8 protein-coding genes are annotated in these 15,549 nt (G+C 70.2%); all 8 read right to left on the bottom strand.

From position 1 onward, the window contains the following. Nucleotides 1-110: 110 nt before the first annotated feature. Nucleotides 111-6,002, bottom strand: coding sequence for a beta strand repeat-containing protein (locus VF632_RS16380; RefSeq protein WP_331023999.1), 5,892 nt, complete (start codon nt 6,000-6,002; stop codon nt 111-113). 334 nt (nt 6,003-6,336) lie between these two features. Next, a complete protein-coding gene (locus VF632_RS16375; RefSeq protein ID WP_331023998.1) occupies nt 6,337-7,575 on the bottom strand; it encodes an aminotransferase class I/II-fold pyridoxal phosphate-dependent enzyme in 1,239 nt (412 codons plus the stop codon). Between the two features lie 206 nt (nt 7,576-7,781). Then, nucleotides 7,782-8,081: a 50S ribosomal protein L27 gene (rpmA, locus tag VF632_RS16370; RefSeq protein WP_331023997.1), complete on the bottom strand. Its 300-nt coding sequence runs from the start codon at nt 8,079-8,081 to the stop codon at nt 7,782-7,784. A gap of 15 nt (nt 8,082-8,096) precedes the next feature. Beyond that, the gene (rplU, locus tag VF632_RS16365) at nt 8,097-8,411 is read right to left on the bottom strand and encodes a 50S ribosomal protein L21 (protein WP_331023996.1); all 315 of its coding nucleotides are present in this window, start codon (nt 8,409-8,411) and stop codon (nt 8,097-8,099) included. Between the two features lie 125 nt (nt 8,412-8,536). After that, nucleotides 8,537-9,904 carry a hypothetical protein gene (locus VF632_RS16360; RefSeq protein ID WP_331023995.1) on the bottom strand — a complete coding sequence of 456 codons (1,368 nt, stop codon included), beginning with the start codon at nt 9,902-9,904 and terminating at the stop codon, nt 8,537-8,539. Nucleotides 9,905-10,073: 169 nt separating this feature from the next. Further along, a complete protein-coding gene (locus VF632_RS16355; protein WP_331023994.1) occupies nt 10,074-11,660 on the bottom strand; it encodes an Rne/Rng family ribonuclease in 1,587 nt (528 codons plus the stop codon). A gap of 157 nt (nt 11,661-11,817) precedes the next feature. Further along, nucleotides 11,818-13,029, bottom strand: a complete 1,212-nt coding sequence (locus VF632_RS16350; RefSeq protein WP_331023993.1) for an acyl-CoA dehydrogenase — start codon at nt 13,027-13,029, stop codon at nt 11,818-11,820. A 156-nt stretch (nt 13,030-13,185) separates the two neighbouring features. Continuing rightward, complete coding sequence (locus VF632_RS16345) at nt 13,186-15,519, bottom strand: RecQ family ATP-dependent DNA helicase (RefSeq protein WP_331023992.1); 2,334 nt, start codon at nt 15,517-15,519, stop codon at nt 13,186-13,188. Between the last annotated feature and the right edge of the window lie 30 nt (nt 15,520-15,549).

Genomic DNA, 15,549 nt, shown 5'->3' with positions numbered 1-15,549 from the left:
TCCTGCGTGATGGTACCGCGTCCTGCAACTGCAACCCTGCAGCTGCCGGGTGACGAGAGATCTTTCTCGTCACCCGGCAGTGAGTGGAACCGGGAGTGGGAGGGGAACCGTTACGGCGTGGTGCAGTTGCCGGCGGTGGTGGTGCCGCTCGCGTTGCTGAAGCTGTTGCCGCTGGCGCCGACGGCAGCCGGGTTCCGGTTGGTGAAGTAGGTGGCGCCGGTGCCGTCGTACGCCGGGGCCGTCAGCGTAACGTTGGCCGCGGGCAGGCCCGAGCTGCGCACGCGCACGCCGTTGCGCACCGCGGAAGCAACGGTGTTCCCGTTCGCGCCGCCGGCGCCGCCGATGTCCAGGCACAGCGACAGGACGTCGGTGTTGAGGGCGCCCATGGTCACGTTGATTCCATCCTGCGAAGTCACCGCTTCGCCTTCGGCGATGTTGTTGTTCTGGACGCGCGCGTGAAGCGTGTGCCCGCTCGTCGCATCGCGCGCCAGCAGCGCGATCCCGTGCTGGCCGTACCTGCGGATGGTGTTGCTCAGGATCGACACCCGGGTGGTGCCGCCGTTGCCGTTCGTCTTCACGGTGATCCCGTCACCCACGTCGGACCCGGAGTTGGCCACGCCCGCCGTGCCGATGAGGTTTCCGGAAATCGTGCCGGAGAACAGTCCGAAGCTGGTGAACGCGCCGCCCCCCAGCCGGTTGACGTTGATGGCCTGGCTGCTCGACGCCACGTTCGTCTGGACGTTGTTGTTCGTGATGTTGAACGTGTTCGTCCCGCTGGAGCCGTGCGCTACCGACACCCCGACCAGGTTGTTCCGGAGCGCGTTGTTGTTCACCGTGAGGTTCAGCGACGACGACTGGGTGGTCTCCGTCCCGGCGTCGATCCCGAACGACGAGTTGTTGTGGATGCTGTCGTTCTGGAAGTTCGCCGTGATGTTCGACGAGCCGTACGCGTACACGCCCACGCCGTCGCCGACCGTCGAGCCGCCGATGCGGTTGTTCGTGACGCCGATGTTCAGCGTTCCGGTGGTGCTGAAGATCTGCAGCTGCCGCTCGGCGCCGGCACTGGTGTTGGCGATGACGCTGTTTGCGACGCTGGCGGTGCCCGTGTTGCTGATCAGCCGAACGTTGTGGATGTCCGAGCCCGGCGCCCCGCCGCCAAACGCGTTGTTCTCCACCTCCGAGTGCGTGATCACCGGCGAACTCACGCCCGTGAAGAAGATCCCGCTGTTGTCGGTGTGCCCGGTGATGCGGGTGTTGTCGATGGTCACGCCGGTCGAGGTGGTCGCCTGCACGCCGTCGCCCGTGTTGCTCTGGATGACCATGTTGCGAAGGAACACCGCTCCCGTGGTGCTCAGCGATACGGCGTCTCCCGACTTGCCGCTGATGGTGCCGCCGGAACCCAGGACGACGCTGCCGCCGCCCGACTTGGCGGTCGTCCGCCCGCGCGTGGTGTTGGCCGCGTCCGAGGCGCCGTCGCCGGTCACCTGGAACCCGCCGGCGCCCGTGCTGGAAAGGACGATGCCGTTGGTGCCCCCACCGGTGGCGGTCACGCTGTAGAAGCTGACACCGTTGCCGTGGATGGTGGTGTTCTGAATGTTCACCCCCGTGCCGCCGGTGGTGGAGTTCACCACGTTTCCAGCGCCGGTTACCTGCACCGTGCCCCCGCCCGTGGCGGTGAAGGCCGCGCCGCTGGTGGTGGTCAGCGTCATCCCGCCGGCGAAGGTGAAGTCCGCCCCGGTGTTGGTCAGCAGGCTGATGGCCGCAGAGGTACCCGTGTTCAGCGACTTCGTCACGTCGGCCGGATCGCCGTCCAGGGTGGTGCCGTCACCGTTGAAGGTGATGGTGCCGCCGGTGTTGTTCTGCGCCAGGATCCCCGCGCCCGCTCCCGACGTGCGGCTGAACGTGCCCGAGTAGGTGAACGTGGGGGCGCTGCTGACGATGCGGATCAGTTCGTTAGTGGGGTTGGTGACCGAGACGCCCCCGCCGAAGCTGAACGTGCCGCCCGACCCGCCGGTCACGTCGATGCCCGCGTCACCGCCGTTCAGGGTCGCGGTGCCCGTGAAGTTGTAGGTGCCGTCGGCGTTGTCGAACTGGAGGCCGCTACCGTTGGTGGCCGACAGCGCGCCGGACACCGCCAGGGTGCCGGTGTGGCCGTTGAGCACACTCAGCAGCGCCTGCGAGACCGTGGCCTGGTTGATGGCGCCCGCCCAGTTGACGTTAACCGTTCCGCCGCTCACCGCCAGCCGGGCGCCTACACCCGAGGCAACGGTTCCGCCGGAGACGGTCAGAGCGCTGCCGGACGTGACCGCCACGTTCGTCAGCGACACCGCGGCCAGCGCGGCGCCCGTGTTCACGGTGGCGAAGGCCATTCCGCTGGCGCCCAGCGTCACGCCGTTCAGCGTGAGCGCATTGCCGGTGCCGGTGGAGATGTCGCTGGAACCGCCGCTGACGTTGATGGTGCCGCCGCCGGTGGCGGTGAACGCCGTGCCCGTGGTCGTGGTGATGTCGTTGTTGCCGTTGGTGAAGTCGACCGTCGCGCCGGTGTTGGTGGCCAGCGTAACCGCGTTGTTAGCGGCCGTGTTCAGCGACTTGGCACCGCTGAAGGTGATGGTGCCGCCGGTGTTGTTCTGCACCAGGATGCCGTTGCTTCCGCTGATGGCGCCCGACGCGGTCACCGACCCCCCGCTGACGCCCTCCACGTGCACCGCCAGCCCCGTGGCGCTCGACGTGACGCTGCCCGCGTAAGACACGTTCGTGCTGGCCGCGCCGTTCTGCACCCGCAGGGCGATGCCCGACGCGTTGGCGATGCTGGCCCCCGTGCCGAAGCTGATGGCGCCGCTCGACCCGCTCACCACGTCAACCCCGGCGTTTCCGCCGTTCAGGGTGGTGGTGCCGTTGAAGTTGTTGGTTCCGTCGGCGTTGCTGAACGAGATCCCGTCACCCGCGGTAGCCGAGAGCGTGCCCGTCTGGAACGTCACCGTGCCGCCCGGCTGCTCGCCGATGTCCACCAGCAGGCCGGCGTTGGCCTTCGTCAGGCCGCCGTTGTAGACGACCGTGGGCGAGCTGCCGTACACCGTGAAGGCCGAGCCGGTGGGGTTGGTGACGCTCGCGCCCGTGCCGAAGGTGAAGCTGCCGGTCGACGAGTTGGTGATGTCGATGGCCGCGTCGCCGCCGTTGAGGGTCGTGGTGCCGTTGAAGGCGTACGTGCCCACCGCGTTGTTGAACTGCAGGCCGGTGCCGTTGCTGGCGCCCAGCGTGCCCGTGTTGAAGGTCAGCGCGCCGTTGTGGCTGCCGCTCACCGCCAGCAGGGCGGCGTTGTTCGCCTGCGAGATGGAGCCCGAAAGGGTGGCGGTCACCGACCCGCCGGCCACCGCGAACGCCGTCCCGGTGGCGCCCGTGATGCTGCCCGCGGCGGCGGTGAACGATCCGCCGGTGCTGGTCAGGATCACGCCGTTGCTGGCGCTGCTGGCCGAGCCCAGCGAGCTGAACGCACCGTTCAGGGTGCCGGTCGCCAGGCTGAGCGCCGGGCCACCGGTGGTGGACACCGAGACGCCCGTCACCCGCAGCGTGCCGAAGCTGGAGCCGAAGATGCCCGCGGTGCCGGCGTTGCCGCCACCCACCGTCATGAACTTCAGGCTCACGCTGTCGGCGCCCGTCAGGCTCTGCAGGTTGACCGCGTGGCTGGTGGTGCTCTGAATCGTGCCGCCCGACCCGTCCGTGGCGCCGTCGCCGGTCACCTGCAGGCCGGCGCCCGTGACGCTGGCCAGCGCGATGCCGTTCGGCGCGCCGTTGGCCGCCACCGAGACGAAGCTCACGCCGCTGGCGCCCGTGCCCACCCCGGTCAGGGTGACCGCGGTGCCGGTGGTGCTGGAAACGCTGTTGTTCGCGCCGGTGACGCTCACCGTGCCGCCCCCGGTGGCGGTGAAGCCCGCGCCCGAGGTGGTCGACACCGCGAGCCCGCCGCCGCCGAACAGTACCGTCGCGCCCGTGTTGCTGGTCAGCGACACGCCCGCGTTGGTGCCGGTGGTGATAGTCTTGGACGCGCCGGTGAACGAGATGGTGCCGCCCGTGTTGCTGCCGGCGCTCACGCCCGAGCCGGTGAGGCTCAGCGCGCCGGAGAAGCCGACAGTGCCGCCCGAGATGCCGCTCACCGAGATGCCGCCCGCGTTGTCGGTTACGCTGCCCGACACCTCCAGCGCGCCACCCGTGCGGCCCGAGATGCCGACAGCCAGCCCCGAGCCGTTGTTGATGGACCCGCCGTAGGTGATGTTGGCCGACCCGCCGGATACGTGGAACGCCGTGCCGACCGAGCCGCTGATGGCGCCGCCAGCACTGGAAAGCGAGCCGGTGACGTCCGTCAGGCTGAAGCCCGTCGTGCCGCTGCCGGTCGACGAGAGCACGTCGAAGATGGCGTCGAGCGCGCCGGTGCTCAGCAGCAGCGCCGGGCCCGCCGGGTTCACGCCGGCATCGCGCACGAACAGCGTGCCGAAGCTGGTGCCCGAGATGGCTGCGCCGGCCGCCGCCGTGATGCCCACGCCGCGGATGACGTTGTTGGTGCCCAGGGTGATGGTGGCGCCCGGCCCCGTGTTGGTCAGCGAGGGGGCCGAGCCGCCTGCCGCCAGCACGGTAATGGCCGCGCCGTTGTAAGTGCCGCGCGAGACGGCCTGGCTGGTGCCCGCGCCGATGACGGCCTGGCCGGCTTCCAGCGTCACCGCGCCGTCGAGTTGCTGCACACCGTTGGCGAACACGATGATGGTATCGCCCGCCACGGCCGAGTCCTGCGCCGCGGCCAGTGCTCCGAACGGCGAGGCGTCGCGCCCGTCACCGCTGGAGCCCTGCTTCACGAACCAGAAGGGGCTGTTCTCCACCCTTACCACGGCCTTGCCGGGCAGGGTGCGCGCGCCATCGGTGACGGTGTAGCGAATGGTGTCGAGGCCGGCGTAGCCGGGCTTGCTCAGGTAGGTGAAGCTGCCGTTGGCGCTGATCGTGGCGGTGCCGCCGCGGTCGGTGGACACCGTGCCGGCGCTCACGGTCAGCGTGGCGTTGTCGCTGTCGGTGTCGTTGGCCAGCATGCCGTGCGCGCTGTCTACCGGCATGGTGACGTTGGAGATGGCGCTGATGGAGTCGAGGGCGAGCACCGGCGCGTTGTTCACGGTCACGAGGATCGAGTCCTTGCGCACCGAGTTCGCCTGGCTCTGGGCCTTGATCCAGGCCGTGCCCTGGGCGACGCCCTGGATCTGCGCCGTGGAGTCGGAGGTCTCCGTGACCGTGACCACGCCCGTGTTGCTGGACGACCAGATCACGTTGTCGGCGAGCCCGCGGCCCACCACGTCGAACACGCTGTCGGCCAGCACGGCCGTCTGACCCACGTTCAGCAGCGCCGAGTTGGGCGTGATGTCCACCCACCCCTGCGGGTACCTGACGCGGCCCGAAACGTAGACCTTGAAGTTGAACTGCGGAGCCCCGTTGAGCGCCAGCTTCCACTGCCTGGCCTCGGACACCTCGTTGGGCTCCAGGGCGCCGGCGTACTGGTAGTACGGCTTGTTGCCCGAAATGAAGACCTCGGAGCCGGACGCCCCCGCCACGACGACCGGGCCCCCGCCGCCGACGGCGTTGGGGCCCGAGTGGAAGAAGACGCGCACGCCCTCGGCGTTCGCCGATCCGTCCTCGTTCACGCCCAGCGCCTGCGGAAGCAGGTTCTGCACGGTGGCGTTGAAGACGAAGGTGTCGGCGACGACGGCCATCCCCGTCGACACCAGTTTGACGAACATGTCCTGTCCGCCCACGATCAGGCCGGAGGCGGCGCCCGTGCCGGGCTGCGCCGAGGCGCAGGTCACGGAGCGTGAGCTCACGGTGACGGTGCAGTCCAGTGCCTGGAGGACGTTGGCGGGCTCGGGAGTAGGCGGCTTGCGGCCGTCCGGGCCCAGCGGGTCTCCCGCGTCGCTGCAGGATACGGCGGCCAAAAGGCCCGCCAGGAACAGAGCGCGTCTACGCAAGGACATGTGACCGGCTCCGGCCGAGATGAAGTAAGAACGAAGGGAGGAGACGAATCCGACCGACCAGGACGGCGAGGGGAAGTCCCCTGCCAGGGGGGTAGTCAGAAGAGCGCGCGCGGGACCGAAAGGCCCATAGCGCGTCAGGTGGTCCCACGAAGGGGTCCACTGAGACTTCCTAATGTCTCACATCGGGGAACCTGCGTCAAGAGTAAGCGCACCAGCGACATGGCATGGCGCGCGGGTAGCGCCGCCGCCCCGGAGGCGCACGGCGCCGCCCACGCCGAAAGAACTGTGTCTGTTTACAGGAATTCGCCGTGGCGGGCCAGCCGCCCCGTGCCCGTCATCCCGGCGCGGCCCGCCCCAGCACCGCCCCGATGCGCTCGGCCGCCTGGGCCAGGCGCGACTCGGGCTCGATCAGGGCGAAGCGCACGTGCCCCTCCCCCTCGGGCCCAAAGCCCAGCCCCGGCGACACCACCACGCCCGCCTCTCGCAGCAGCAGGCGGGCGAACTCGATGGAGCCCATCTCCCTGAACGCGTCGGGGATGGGCGACCACACGAACATGGTGGCCGCGGGCGTGGGCACCGGCCAGCCGGCGGCGTTCAGCCCGCCGACCAGGGCGTCGGCGCGGCGCCGGTATACCTCGCGCGTTTCGGCCACGCACTCCTGCCCCGCGCGCAACGCGTGGGCGGCGGCGATCTGGATGGGCTCGAAGATGCCGTAGTCCAGGTAGCTCTTGATCCGTGTCAGCGCCCCCACCATGGCCGGGTTCCCCACGCAGAACCCCACCCGCCATCCGGCCATGCAGTACGACTTGGACATGGAAAAGAACTCCACGCCGATCTCCTTCGCCCCCGGAACCGCCAGCAGGCTGGGCGCCTCGGCGCCGAAGCCGAAGTCGGCGTAGGCAAAGTCGTGCACCAGCAGCAGCCGGTTGCGGCGGCACACCTCCACGGCGTTCTCGAAGAACCCGGGCGGCGCCTGCAGCGTGGTGGGGTTGTTGGGGAACGAAAGCACCAGCAGCCTGGGCGCGGGCGTTACGGTGCGGCAGGCCTCCTCCACGCCGGCCAGCAGCGCGTCGCCATCCACGAACCCGTCCGCCCCGGCCACCAGCGGCAGCCCGTGCACGCGCCCGCCGGCGAACAGCACCGAGTAGCGGTGGATGGGGTACGCCGGCGAGGGAACGATCACCGTGTCCCCGTCGCCCAGCAGGGCCAGCATCAGGTGGGCGATCCCCTCCTTGGCGCCGATGGTGACCACCACCTCCGTCTCCGGATCCACCGTCACGCCGTACCGCCGCGCGTAGTGCTCGGCCATGCCATCGCGCAGGCCGTAGATGCCGCGCGAGGCGCTGTAGCGGTGGTGCTTGGGCTTGCGCGCGTGCTCCACCAGCTCGTCCACGATGTGGCCGGGGGTGCCCAGGTCGGGGTTGCCCATCCCCAGGTCGATGACGTCGTGGCCCGCGGCGATGCGCTCCAGCTTTTCGGCGTTGATCGCCGCGAACACGTACGCGGGGAGGCTGCCGATGCGGGGAAAGTCGGCGCTGGACGTCGGGGGCCAGGGCGAGGGCTGCGCGGTCATGCGTTCTTGGAGCGACGGGTGATCCGGAGGCAGAGCCATCCTGCCGAAACCGCCCCCGCCCATGCACGAACCTCGCCCGCGCGCGAGGTGCGGGGACGATCGCGTCCGATGCGGACGTGCGCGCCGTCGCGACGCGGGAAATGAAGAACCGCCCCGGCATCACTGCCGGGGCGGTTCCCGTACCCTGCGTGCGGCGAAGCCGGGCGTCAGTCGCCGGCCTCGAGCTCCACGACGGCTTCCACGGGCTCCGCCGCAAAGGGGAGCACCGCCACCGACTTACGCTTCTTGTCCTTGCGGACGAACTGCACCTGGCCGTCGACGAGCGCGAACAGCGTGTCGTCGCTGCCGATGCCCACGTTGGCGCCCGGATGGAAGCGGGTGCCGCGCTGGCGGACCAGGATGTTGCCGGCGAGAACCTTCTCGCCACCGAAGCGCTTGACCCCCAGCCGCTGCGCGTTCGAGTCGCGCCCGTTGCGGGTCGAGCCGCCGCCCTTCTTATGTGCCATGGCTGCTCTCTCCTGTTAGCCGAGGTTGATCTCGTTGACGCGAACCTCAGTGAACTTCTGCCGGTGCCCCTGCTTGCGCCGGTAGTTCTTGCGCCGCTTGTGCTTGAAGATGATGATCTTCTCGCCCTTGCCGTGCCGTACGACCTCGGCCGTCACCGACGCACCGCTCACGCCCGGCGCGCCGATCTTGATCGAGTCGCCGTCGGCGCCCAGGAGCACGTCGTTGAAGCGAAGGCTTTCGCCCGGCTCGATGGCGACGGAGGGAATGCGAAGCGTCTTGCCCGGCTCGGCACGGAACTGCTTGCCGCCGGTGCGGATGATGGCGTACATGTCGTTGGAACCCCGTTGCACGGACTTGGCCCGTTCTCCAAAAAACAACACAAGACGAGCAATATCGCCCCAAACACCCCGGGTGTCAAGGCGTGGCGGGCCGGGACTCCCCGGCCCGCGGCGGGTCAGAACGGCACCGCGAAGGGCCGCAACACCGGCGTGGCGCTGGCGCCGCCGCTCAGGATCAGCCCGCTCGCGCCCCCGGCGGGGTTCACCCAGCGCAGCTCGTTGCCCGTGGCGGTGTAGGCCAGGTACACGATGCGGCCGTCAGGCGTCCAGGTGCCCGACGCGTCGCTTCCCGCGCGGTCGGTCAGCCGGGTGACGGCGCCGCCGGCCAGGGTCAGCACGAACAGCTCGGCGTTGCCCGGCGCGTTCGACGAGTAGGAAAGGAACTTTCCGTCGGGGCTGAACGCGGGCGTGACCTCGGCGCTTTCGCCGCCGCGAATCAGCGAGGGCATGGCCCCCGGCGCCGCCAGGTCGAACACGTCGGCGGTCCCGTTGGGCGTTCCCACCAGGGCCAGGCGGTCCGCCCCGGGAAACCAGGCCGGCGACGCCTCGGGCGCCCCGCCGAAACCGAAGCTGTTCGCGGCGGCCCGCGTGGCGCCGGTGCCGTTGGCAGCGGCCACGAACACCTTAGAAACGCCGCTGGCGTCGTAGGAGTAGGCCAGGCGCGTTCCCTCGCGGTTCAGCGCGGGCTCCGTCTCGAACGCCGCCGTGGTGGTCAGCCGCGTCTCGGCCCCGCCCACGAGCGGCATGGAATACAGCTCGGCGTTGCCGTTGCGGAAGCTGGTGAACACCACCGTGCCGCCGCCGGAGGTGGGGTTCATGTCCTCGGCGACGTGGGTCGTCAGGCGAACCAGGTCGCTGCCGTCGAGGGCCACCCGGTACAGGTCGCGGTTGCCGGCCACCACGCGGTCGAACAATACCACGGGCATCTTCGCGGCCTGCACGTACACCCGGAAGGTGAACGCCGTCACCTTGTTCGCCACGGTGAACTCCCAGCGCTGTGACGCCGTCTCGTTCAGGGCGAGCACCTGGCCGTACTGGAAGAACGCCTGCTGCTTGCCCTCCACCGTGCGCGCCTGGCCGTTGCGCGCGTCCACCGCGCCGGTGCCCGCCGACGCCGTGGGGCCCGCGGCCAGATACACCTGGATGCCCTCGGCGGGGGCGCCGCCCGCGGTGCCCAGCTTGAAGACGAGCAGGTTCTTCACCGCCGCGTCGAAGCCGAAGACGCCTCCGGACGAGGTGACGTTGGCGGCGGAGAACTGCACGTGCGCCGCCGCGCCCGACACCGGGGTGCAGGAAACGCTCGCGCCCGCCACGTTGGCGGTGCAGTCCAGCGCGGCCAGCGCGTCGGCCGGAACGGTGAAGGTGGGCTTGAGGGGCACCTCGGGATCGGGGCCGGTGCCGTCCTTGCACCCCGCGGCCAGCAGCAGGGCCACGGCCGCGCCCAGCGGGCGCGGCGAAAAGCGGCGGATGAACGTGAGTGCCACGGAGAACCTCGCGAGGAAGGGTCGGGCCAGCCGCACGGAACGGGAGCGGCCGGGCTGGGGAACGCACGCGCCGCGGCCCGGGGGGCGGGCGGCGGCACGATGACGAATCTAACGGCGCGCGCCCGGAGGCGGAATGCCCCCGGGCGCTACCTGCCTGCGCGGCCTGCGCTTAGCCCAGGTTGAAGCGCTGCGACACGTCCTGCTGGGTCGCCGTGGCCATCAGCTTGATCTCGTCCGGGTGCAGCAGGGGGTCGTCGCGCATGGCCAGCGTCATCTTCAGCGAGCCTTCGAGCGTGCGCAGAAAGCGTGGCTCCTGCTCCAGCACGAAGAGCGCGACCTCGGGGTGAACCCGCACCGTCAGCTGGCGCTCCTTGCCCTCGGCGGCGGCGCGGCGGATGGCTCGCTCGATCCGGCGCACCACCGTCTCGGGGGTAAAGATCCGCCCCGTGCCGGCGCAGGTGGGGCAGGCCGCCGTCTGCGTGTGGTACAGCGAGGGGCGCACCCGCTGGCGCGTCATCTCGATCAGCCCCAGCTCGCTCACCTGGAACGCCTTGGTGCGCGCCCGGTCGCGGGAAAGGCACTGCCGCAGCTCCTGCAGCACCTTCTCGCGGTTGGCCTTGGACTCCATGTCGATGAAGTCGCAGACGATGATGCCGCCCACGTCGCGCAGCCTCAGCTGCCGCGCGATCTCGCGCGCGGCATCGACGTTGGTCTTCAGGATGGTCTTTTCGGGGTCCTTCTTTCCCGTGTACCGCCCCGTGTTGACGTCGATGCTGACCAGCGCCTCGGTGGGCTCCACGATGATGTAGCCGCCGGAAGGCAGGTTCACCCGCCGCTGGAAGGCGTCGCGGATCTCGCGCTCCAGGTCGTACGCGTCGAAGAGGGGCTTGGGGTCGTCGTACAGGTGCACGCGCTCCACCAGCGACGGGTCCACCTGCTCCAGGTAGGCGCGGATCTCGTCGAAGGCGATCTTCGTGTCCACCGTCAGCGAGTCGACCTTCTGCGAGAACAGGTCGCGGATGATCCCCGCCGTGAGCTTGGCCTCGCGGTGGATGGCCGTGGGCCCGCGCGACTTGTTCGCCTTCTTCTTGATCTGCGCCCAGGTGCCCATCAGGGTCTGCAGGTCGCGCTGAAAGGTTTCGCGCGTCAGCTCCTCGCCCACGGTGCGCACGATGATCCCGCCCGACTTTTCGGGAAGGATCTCCTTGGCCAGCGCGCGCAGCCGGGCGCGCTCCTCGCGGTCCTCGATCTTGCGCGACACGCCCACGTGCGACGAGCCGGGCATGTACACCAGGAAGCGGCCGGGAAGCGAGATGTGCGCGGTGACGCGCGGGCCCTTGGTGCTGATGGGCTCCTTGCTCACCTGCACCACCAGGTCCTGCCCCTTCTTCAGGATGTCCTGGATGGGCGGGTACTTGCGCGAGCGCCGGCCACCCCCGCCGTTGCCGCCGGAGGCGCCGTCGCCGTCGCCCTCGTCAGCCGCTGCCTCGTCGCCCCCCGCCTCTTCGTCCTCGGCCTCGTCGTCGTCCTCGAGCGCCACGTCGGACACGTGAAGGAACGCCGCCTTCTCGGTGCCGATGTCGACGAACGCGGCCTGGATGCCGGGAAGCACGGCCTCGACCCGCCCCTTGTATACGTCGCCCACCATGCGCGCCGCGTCCGGACGGTCCACCATCAGCTCCACCAGGACGTCGTCCTCGAGGATGGCGACTCGCGTTTCGCGGGCCGTGGCGTTGATCAGGATCTCGCGCTTCATGCGGCCCTCGCGGCGCGAAGGCACGGCCGGGCGAGACCCGGACGAGGGGGCGGGGAGCCGCGAAGGGCGCGGGCGCGCCCATCGTTCCGCCTGTGGATGTGCATCGGTCCTCTGCAAAGGGCCGCGCCGCGAAGGTGCCGCGGCGGCGGCCCGCCGGTCAGTGGGAGAGCTCGCGGAGAAGGCCCCGGGCGATCACCATCCGCTGGATTTCGCTGGTCCCCTCCCCGATCTCGCAGATCTTGGCGTCGCGCATCATGCGCTCCACCGGGTATTCCTTGGTGTAGCCGTATCCGCCGTGGATCTGCACCGCCCTGGTGGTGGTGCGCATGGCGCATTCGGAGGCGAACAGCTTGGCCATCGACGCCTCGCGGGTGTACGGCTTTCCCTGCTCCTTGAGCCAGGCCGCGTGGTAGACGAGGTGCTTGGACGCCTCGATCTCCGTCGCCATGTCGGCCAGCATGAACTGGATGCCCTGGAACTCGGCGATGGGCTTGCCGAACTGGTGCCGCTCGGCCGCGTACTTCACCGACTGCTCGTACGCGCCCTCGGCGATGCCCAGCGAAAGCGCCCCGATGCCGATGCGTCCGGCGTCGAGCGTCTTCATGAAGTTGATGAAGCCCATCCCCACCTCGCCCAGCACGTTCTCGTCGGGGACGAAGGCGTTCTCGAAGACCAGCTCGCGGGTGTCGGAGGCGCGCCACCCCATCTTGTCTTCCTTCTTCCCCGCGCGCACGCCCTCGATGAAGGCCAGCTCGTCGCTGTGCCCCACGCCCACTTCGCGCGCCCGCTCCAGGTCGGTGGTCGGCTTGGTGACGATGAACGAGGTGATGCCCTTGGTACCCTTCTCGCGGTCCGTCACCGCCGTGGCCACGAAGATCTCGCCGACGCCCGCGTGCGTGATGAAGATCTTGCTGCCGTTCAGGATCCACCCGCCGTCGGCCTTGACGGCCGTGGTCTGGGTGCCCCCCGCGTCGCTGCCCGCCCCCGGCTCGGTGAGCCCGAAGCCGCCGAGCACCTTCCCCGAGGCCAGGTGCGGGACGAAGCGCTGCTTCTGCTCCTCGGTCCCGAAGTTCATGATGGGCGAGGTGCCCAGCGTGGTGTGCGCCGAGATGGTGATGGCGTGCGACGCGTCGACCTTGGCGAGCTCGTGGATGGCGATCATGTAGGCGATGCCGTCCATCCCCGCCCCGCCGATCTCCTCGGGCCAGGGCACGCCCAGCAGCCCCAGCTCCGACATCTTGGCGACGTTCTCCCAGGGAAACTCCGACGCCTGGTCCAGCTCGCCCGCGACGGGCGCGATTTCGTTCTGGGCGAACTCGCGCACCATGTCGCGGATCATCAGGTGGTTCTCGTCGAAGTACCGTTCCATGGGTGGTTCCGCAGTCCCGCGATGCAGTCGTTTGTCGTTGTGGGACGCGGAATTCCGCGCCCGGACCCTTGTGCTAAACCGGGGGAATGTAGCAGCGAATGGGAGGTTGGGAAAGGTGGCCCCGGGGGAGCGGCGCGGACCACGGACTAGCGCCGCTCAGTCGCCGCGCAGGATTTCGAGAAACGCCGGGCCGTATTTCTGCATCTTTCCCGGCCCGACTCCGGGCACCGCCAGCATCTCCGTTTCGTTGCGCGGATGGCGCCTGGCGATCTCCACCAGGGTGCGGTCGGCGAAGACGCAGAAGGCGGGCACCTCCTCTTCCCGGGCCAGCGAGGTCCGCAGTTCCCGCAGCTTCGCGTATAGCTGCCGCTGCTCCACGCTGGGCGGGGCCGCCGGCGCCGTCCCGGACGGCGCGGCGCGCTCGAAGGCGTCGCCCTTCCCGCCACGGTCGCGGTACTGGTCCAGCGCCCCGGAAATCGCCCGCAGGATGCCCGCGCCGTAGCGCTCCGCAAGTGGACGGGCCACGCCCTCCACCTTCAGCAGCCCCTCGGGGCGGCGGGGGCGCGCCTCCACCAGCGCATCGATCACCGCGTCGCTGAACACCATCCCCTCGGGCACGCTTTCCCGGGCCGCCAGCTCGCGGCGCAGCGTCAGCAGGGCGTCGCGCACGCGGTCGGCCCGCGGCACCTTGCCCCGGCGCGGCATGGCCCGGTCACCCGCGTCCGTGGGGTCCACCGAGGCCATGGGCTTCTGCCCCAGGCAGTTGTCGCACGCCCCGCAGTGGTCCATGGCCGCGGGGTCGCCGAAGTAGCGCAGGACGTAGCCGCGCCGGCATCCTTCGGCGTAGGCGTAGTTCTGCATCTGCCGCAGCTTGCCCAGCTCGCGCCGCTTGCGCTCGTCCAGCGCGCGCCAGTCCACCGCCAGCTTGTGCACGGGCGTGGCGCGGTCCAGCACCCAGGTGCCCTCTCCCGTCAGCGGGCGCCATTCGACGAAGCCCTCGTCCTGCAGCGCGTCCAGCAGCGGCGCCGCCCGGCTCCGCCCGCCCGCCGCGCCGTCCAGCGCCCGCCAGTCCAGCTCCACGCCGCGGTAGATGGCCTCGCCGCGCGCGGCGCGCCACAAGCCGCGCAGCATCTGCAGCTCGTCGGGCCGCTCCGCCAGCTCGCGGGAGATGCGATCGGGGCGGGCCAGCAGGCGCACGCGCACCGGGCGGGGGCCGTTGCCGTACGTTTGCCGCACCAGCCCGAACTGCTCCAGCACGCGCACCGCCGAGGCGGCTTGCCGCTCGTCGTCGATGGCCGCCACCGTGTTCGCCAGCGCGGCCACGGGCAGGTCGTACAGCCCGTCGCGGTCGGCACGCTCGCGCAGCGCCTTCATGGCGGCCTCCACCGACTTGCGGGGAGGATACGCCGAGTTGATGAAGTACTCGTGCGTGAACTTGTCGCGGAAGGCGTGCAGGAGCACGCAGTCGCTGTCGCCCCCGTCGCGGCCGGCGCGCCCGGCCTCCTGGTAGTACGCCTCGAGGTTGCCGGGAAGGTTGTAGTGCACCACGATGCGCACGTCGGGCTTGTCGATGCCCATGCCGAAGGCGTTGGTGGCCACCACCACCCGCACCTTGCCGGTCATGAACTCCTCCTGGATGCGCTTGCGGTCGCGGTCCGGCAGCCCGGCGTGGTACCCCACCGTCCGCGTTCCCACCCCGTTCAGCAGCGCCGTCAGGGCGTCGACCGCCTTGCGCGTAGAGGCGTAGACGATGGCCGATCCGTCGCGCCCCTTCAGCAGCTTCAGCAGCAGCCGGTCCTTTTCGGAGTCGCTCTTGGCCTGCAGCACGTGCCACACCAGGTTGCGCCGGTCGAAGCCGGTGACCAGGACCCGGGGCTCGCGCAGCTTCAGCTGGCGGACGATGTCGTCGCGCACCTCGGGGGTGGCCGTGGCGGTCAGCGCGGCCACGGGCGGGCCGCCCAGCAGCGTGCGCACCTCGCCCAGGCGCAGGTACGACGGGCGGAAGTCGTGCCCCCATTCGGAGACGCAGTGCGCCTCGTCCACCGCCAGGAGCGAGACGGGGATGTCGGCCAGGCGGTGGCGGAAGCCTTCGGCGTCGAAGCGTTCCGGGGCCACGTACAGCAGCTTCACCTCGCCCCGGCGCGCCGCGTCGAGCCGGGCGTTCATCTCGCCCTGGCCCAGCGTGGAGTTGACGAAGGTGGCCGGCACCCCCGCCGCCTCCAGGTTGTCGACCTGGTCCTTCATCAGGGAGATGAGGGGGCTGACCACCAGCGTCACCCCCGGCAGCAGCAGCGCGGGCACCTGGAAGCAGAGCGACTTGCCTCCCCCCGTGGGCATGATGGTCAGCGAGTCGCCGCCCGCCAGGATGTTGCGGATGGCCTGGTCCTGCCCGGGGCGAAAGTCCGGGTACCCCCAGTACCGGCCCAGCTCCTCGCGGGCGCGGTCCAGCGGATCGGGGGCGGTGGAAGCGGCGGGTGCTGCCTGGCTCATCGCGCGGCGGTCAAAGGGCCGGTGTGCACA

The organism is Longimicrobium sp. (assembly GCF_036388275.1).
Taxonomy (GTDB): domain Bacteria; phylum Gemmatimonadota; class Gemmatimonadetes; order Longimicrobiales; family Longimicrobiaceae; genus Longimicrobium.
This window is presented reverse-complemented; position numbering and strand designations above follow the sequence as displayed.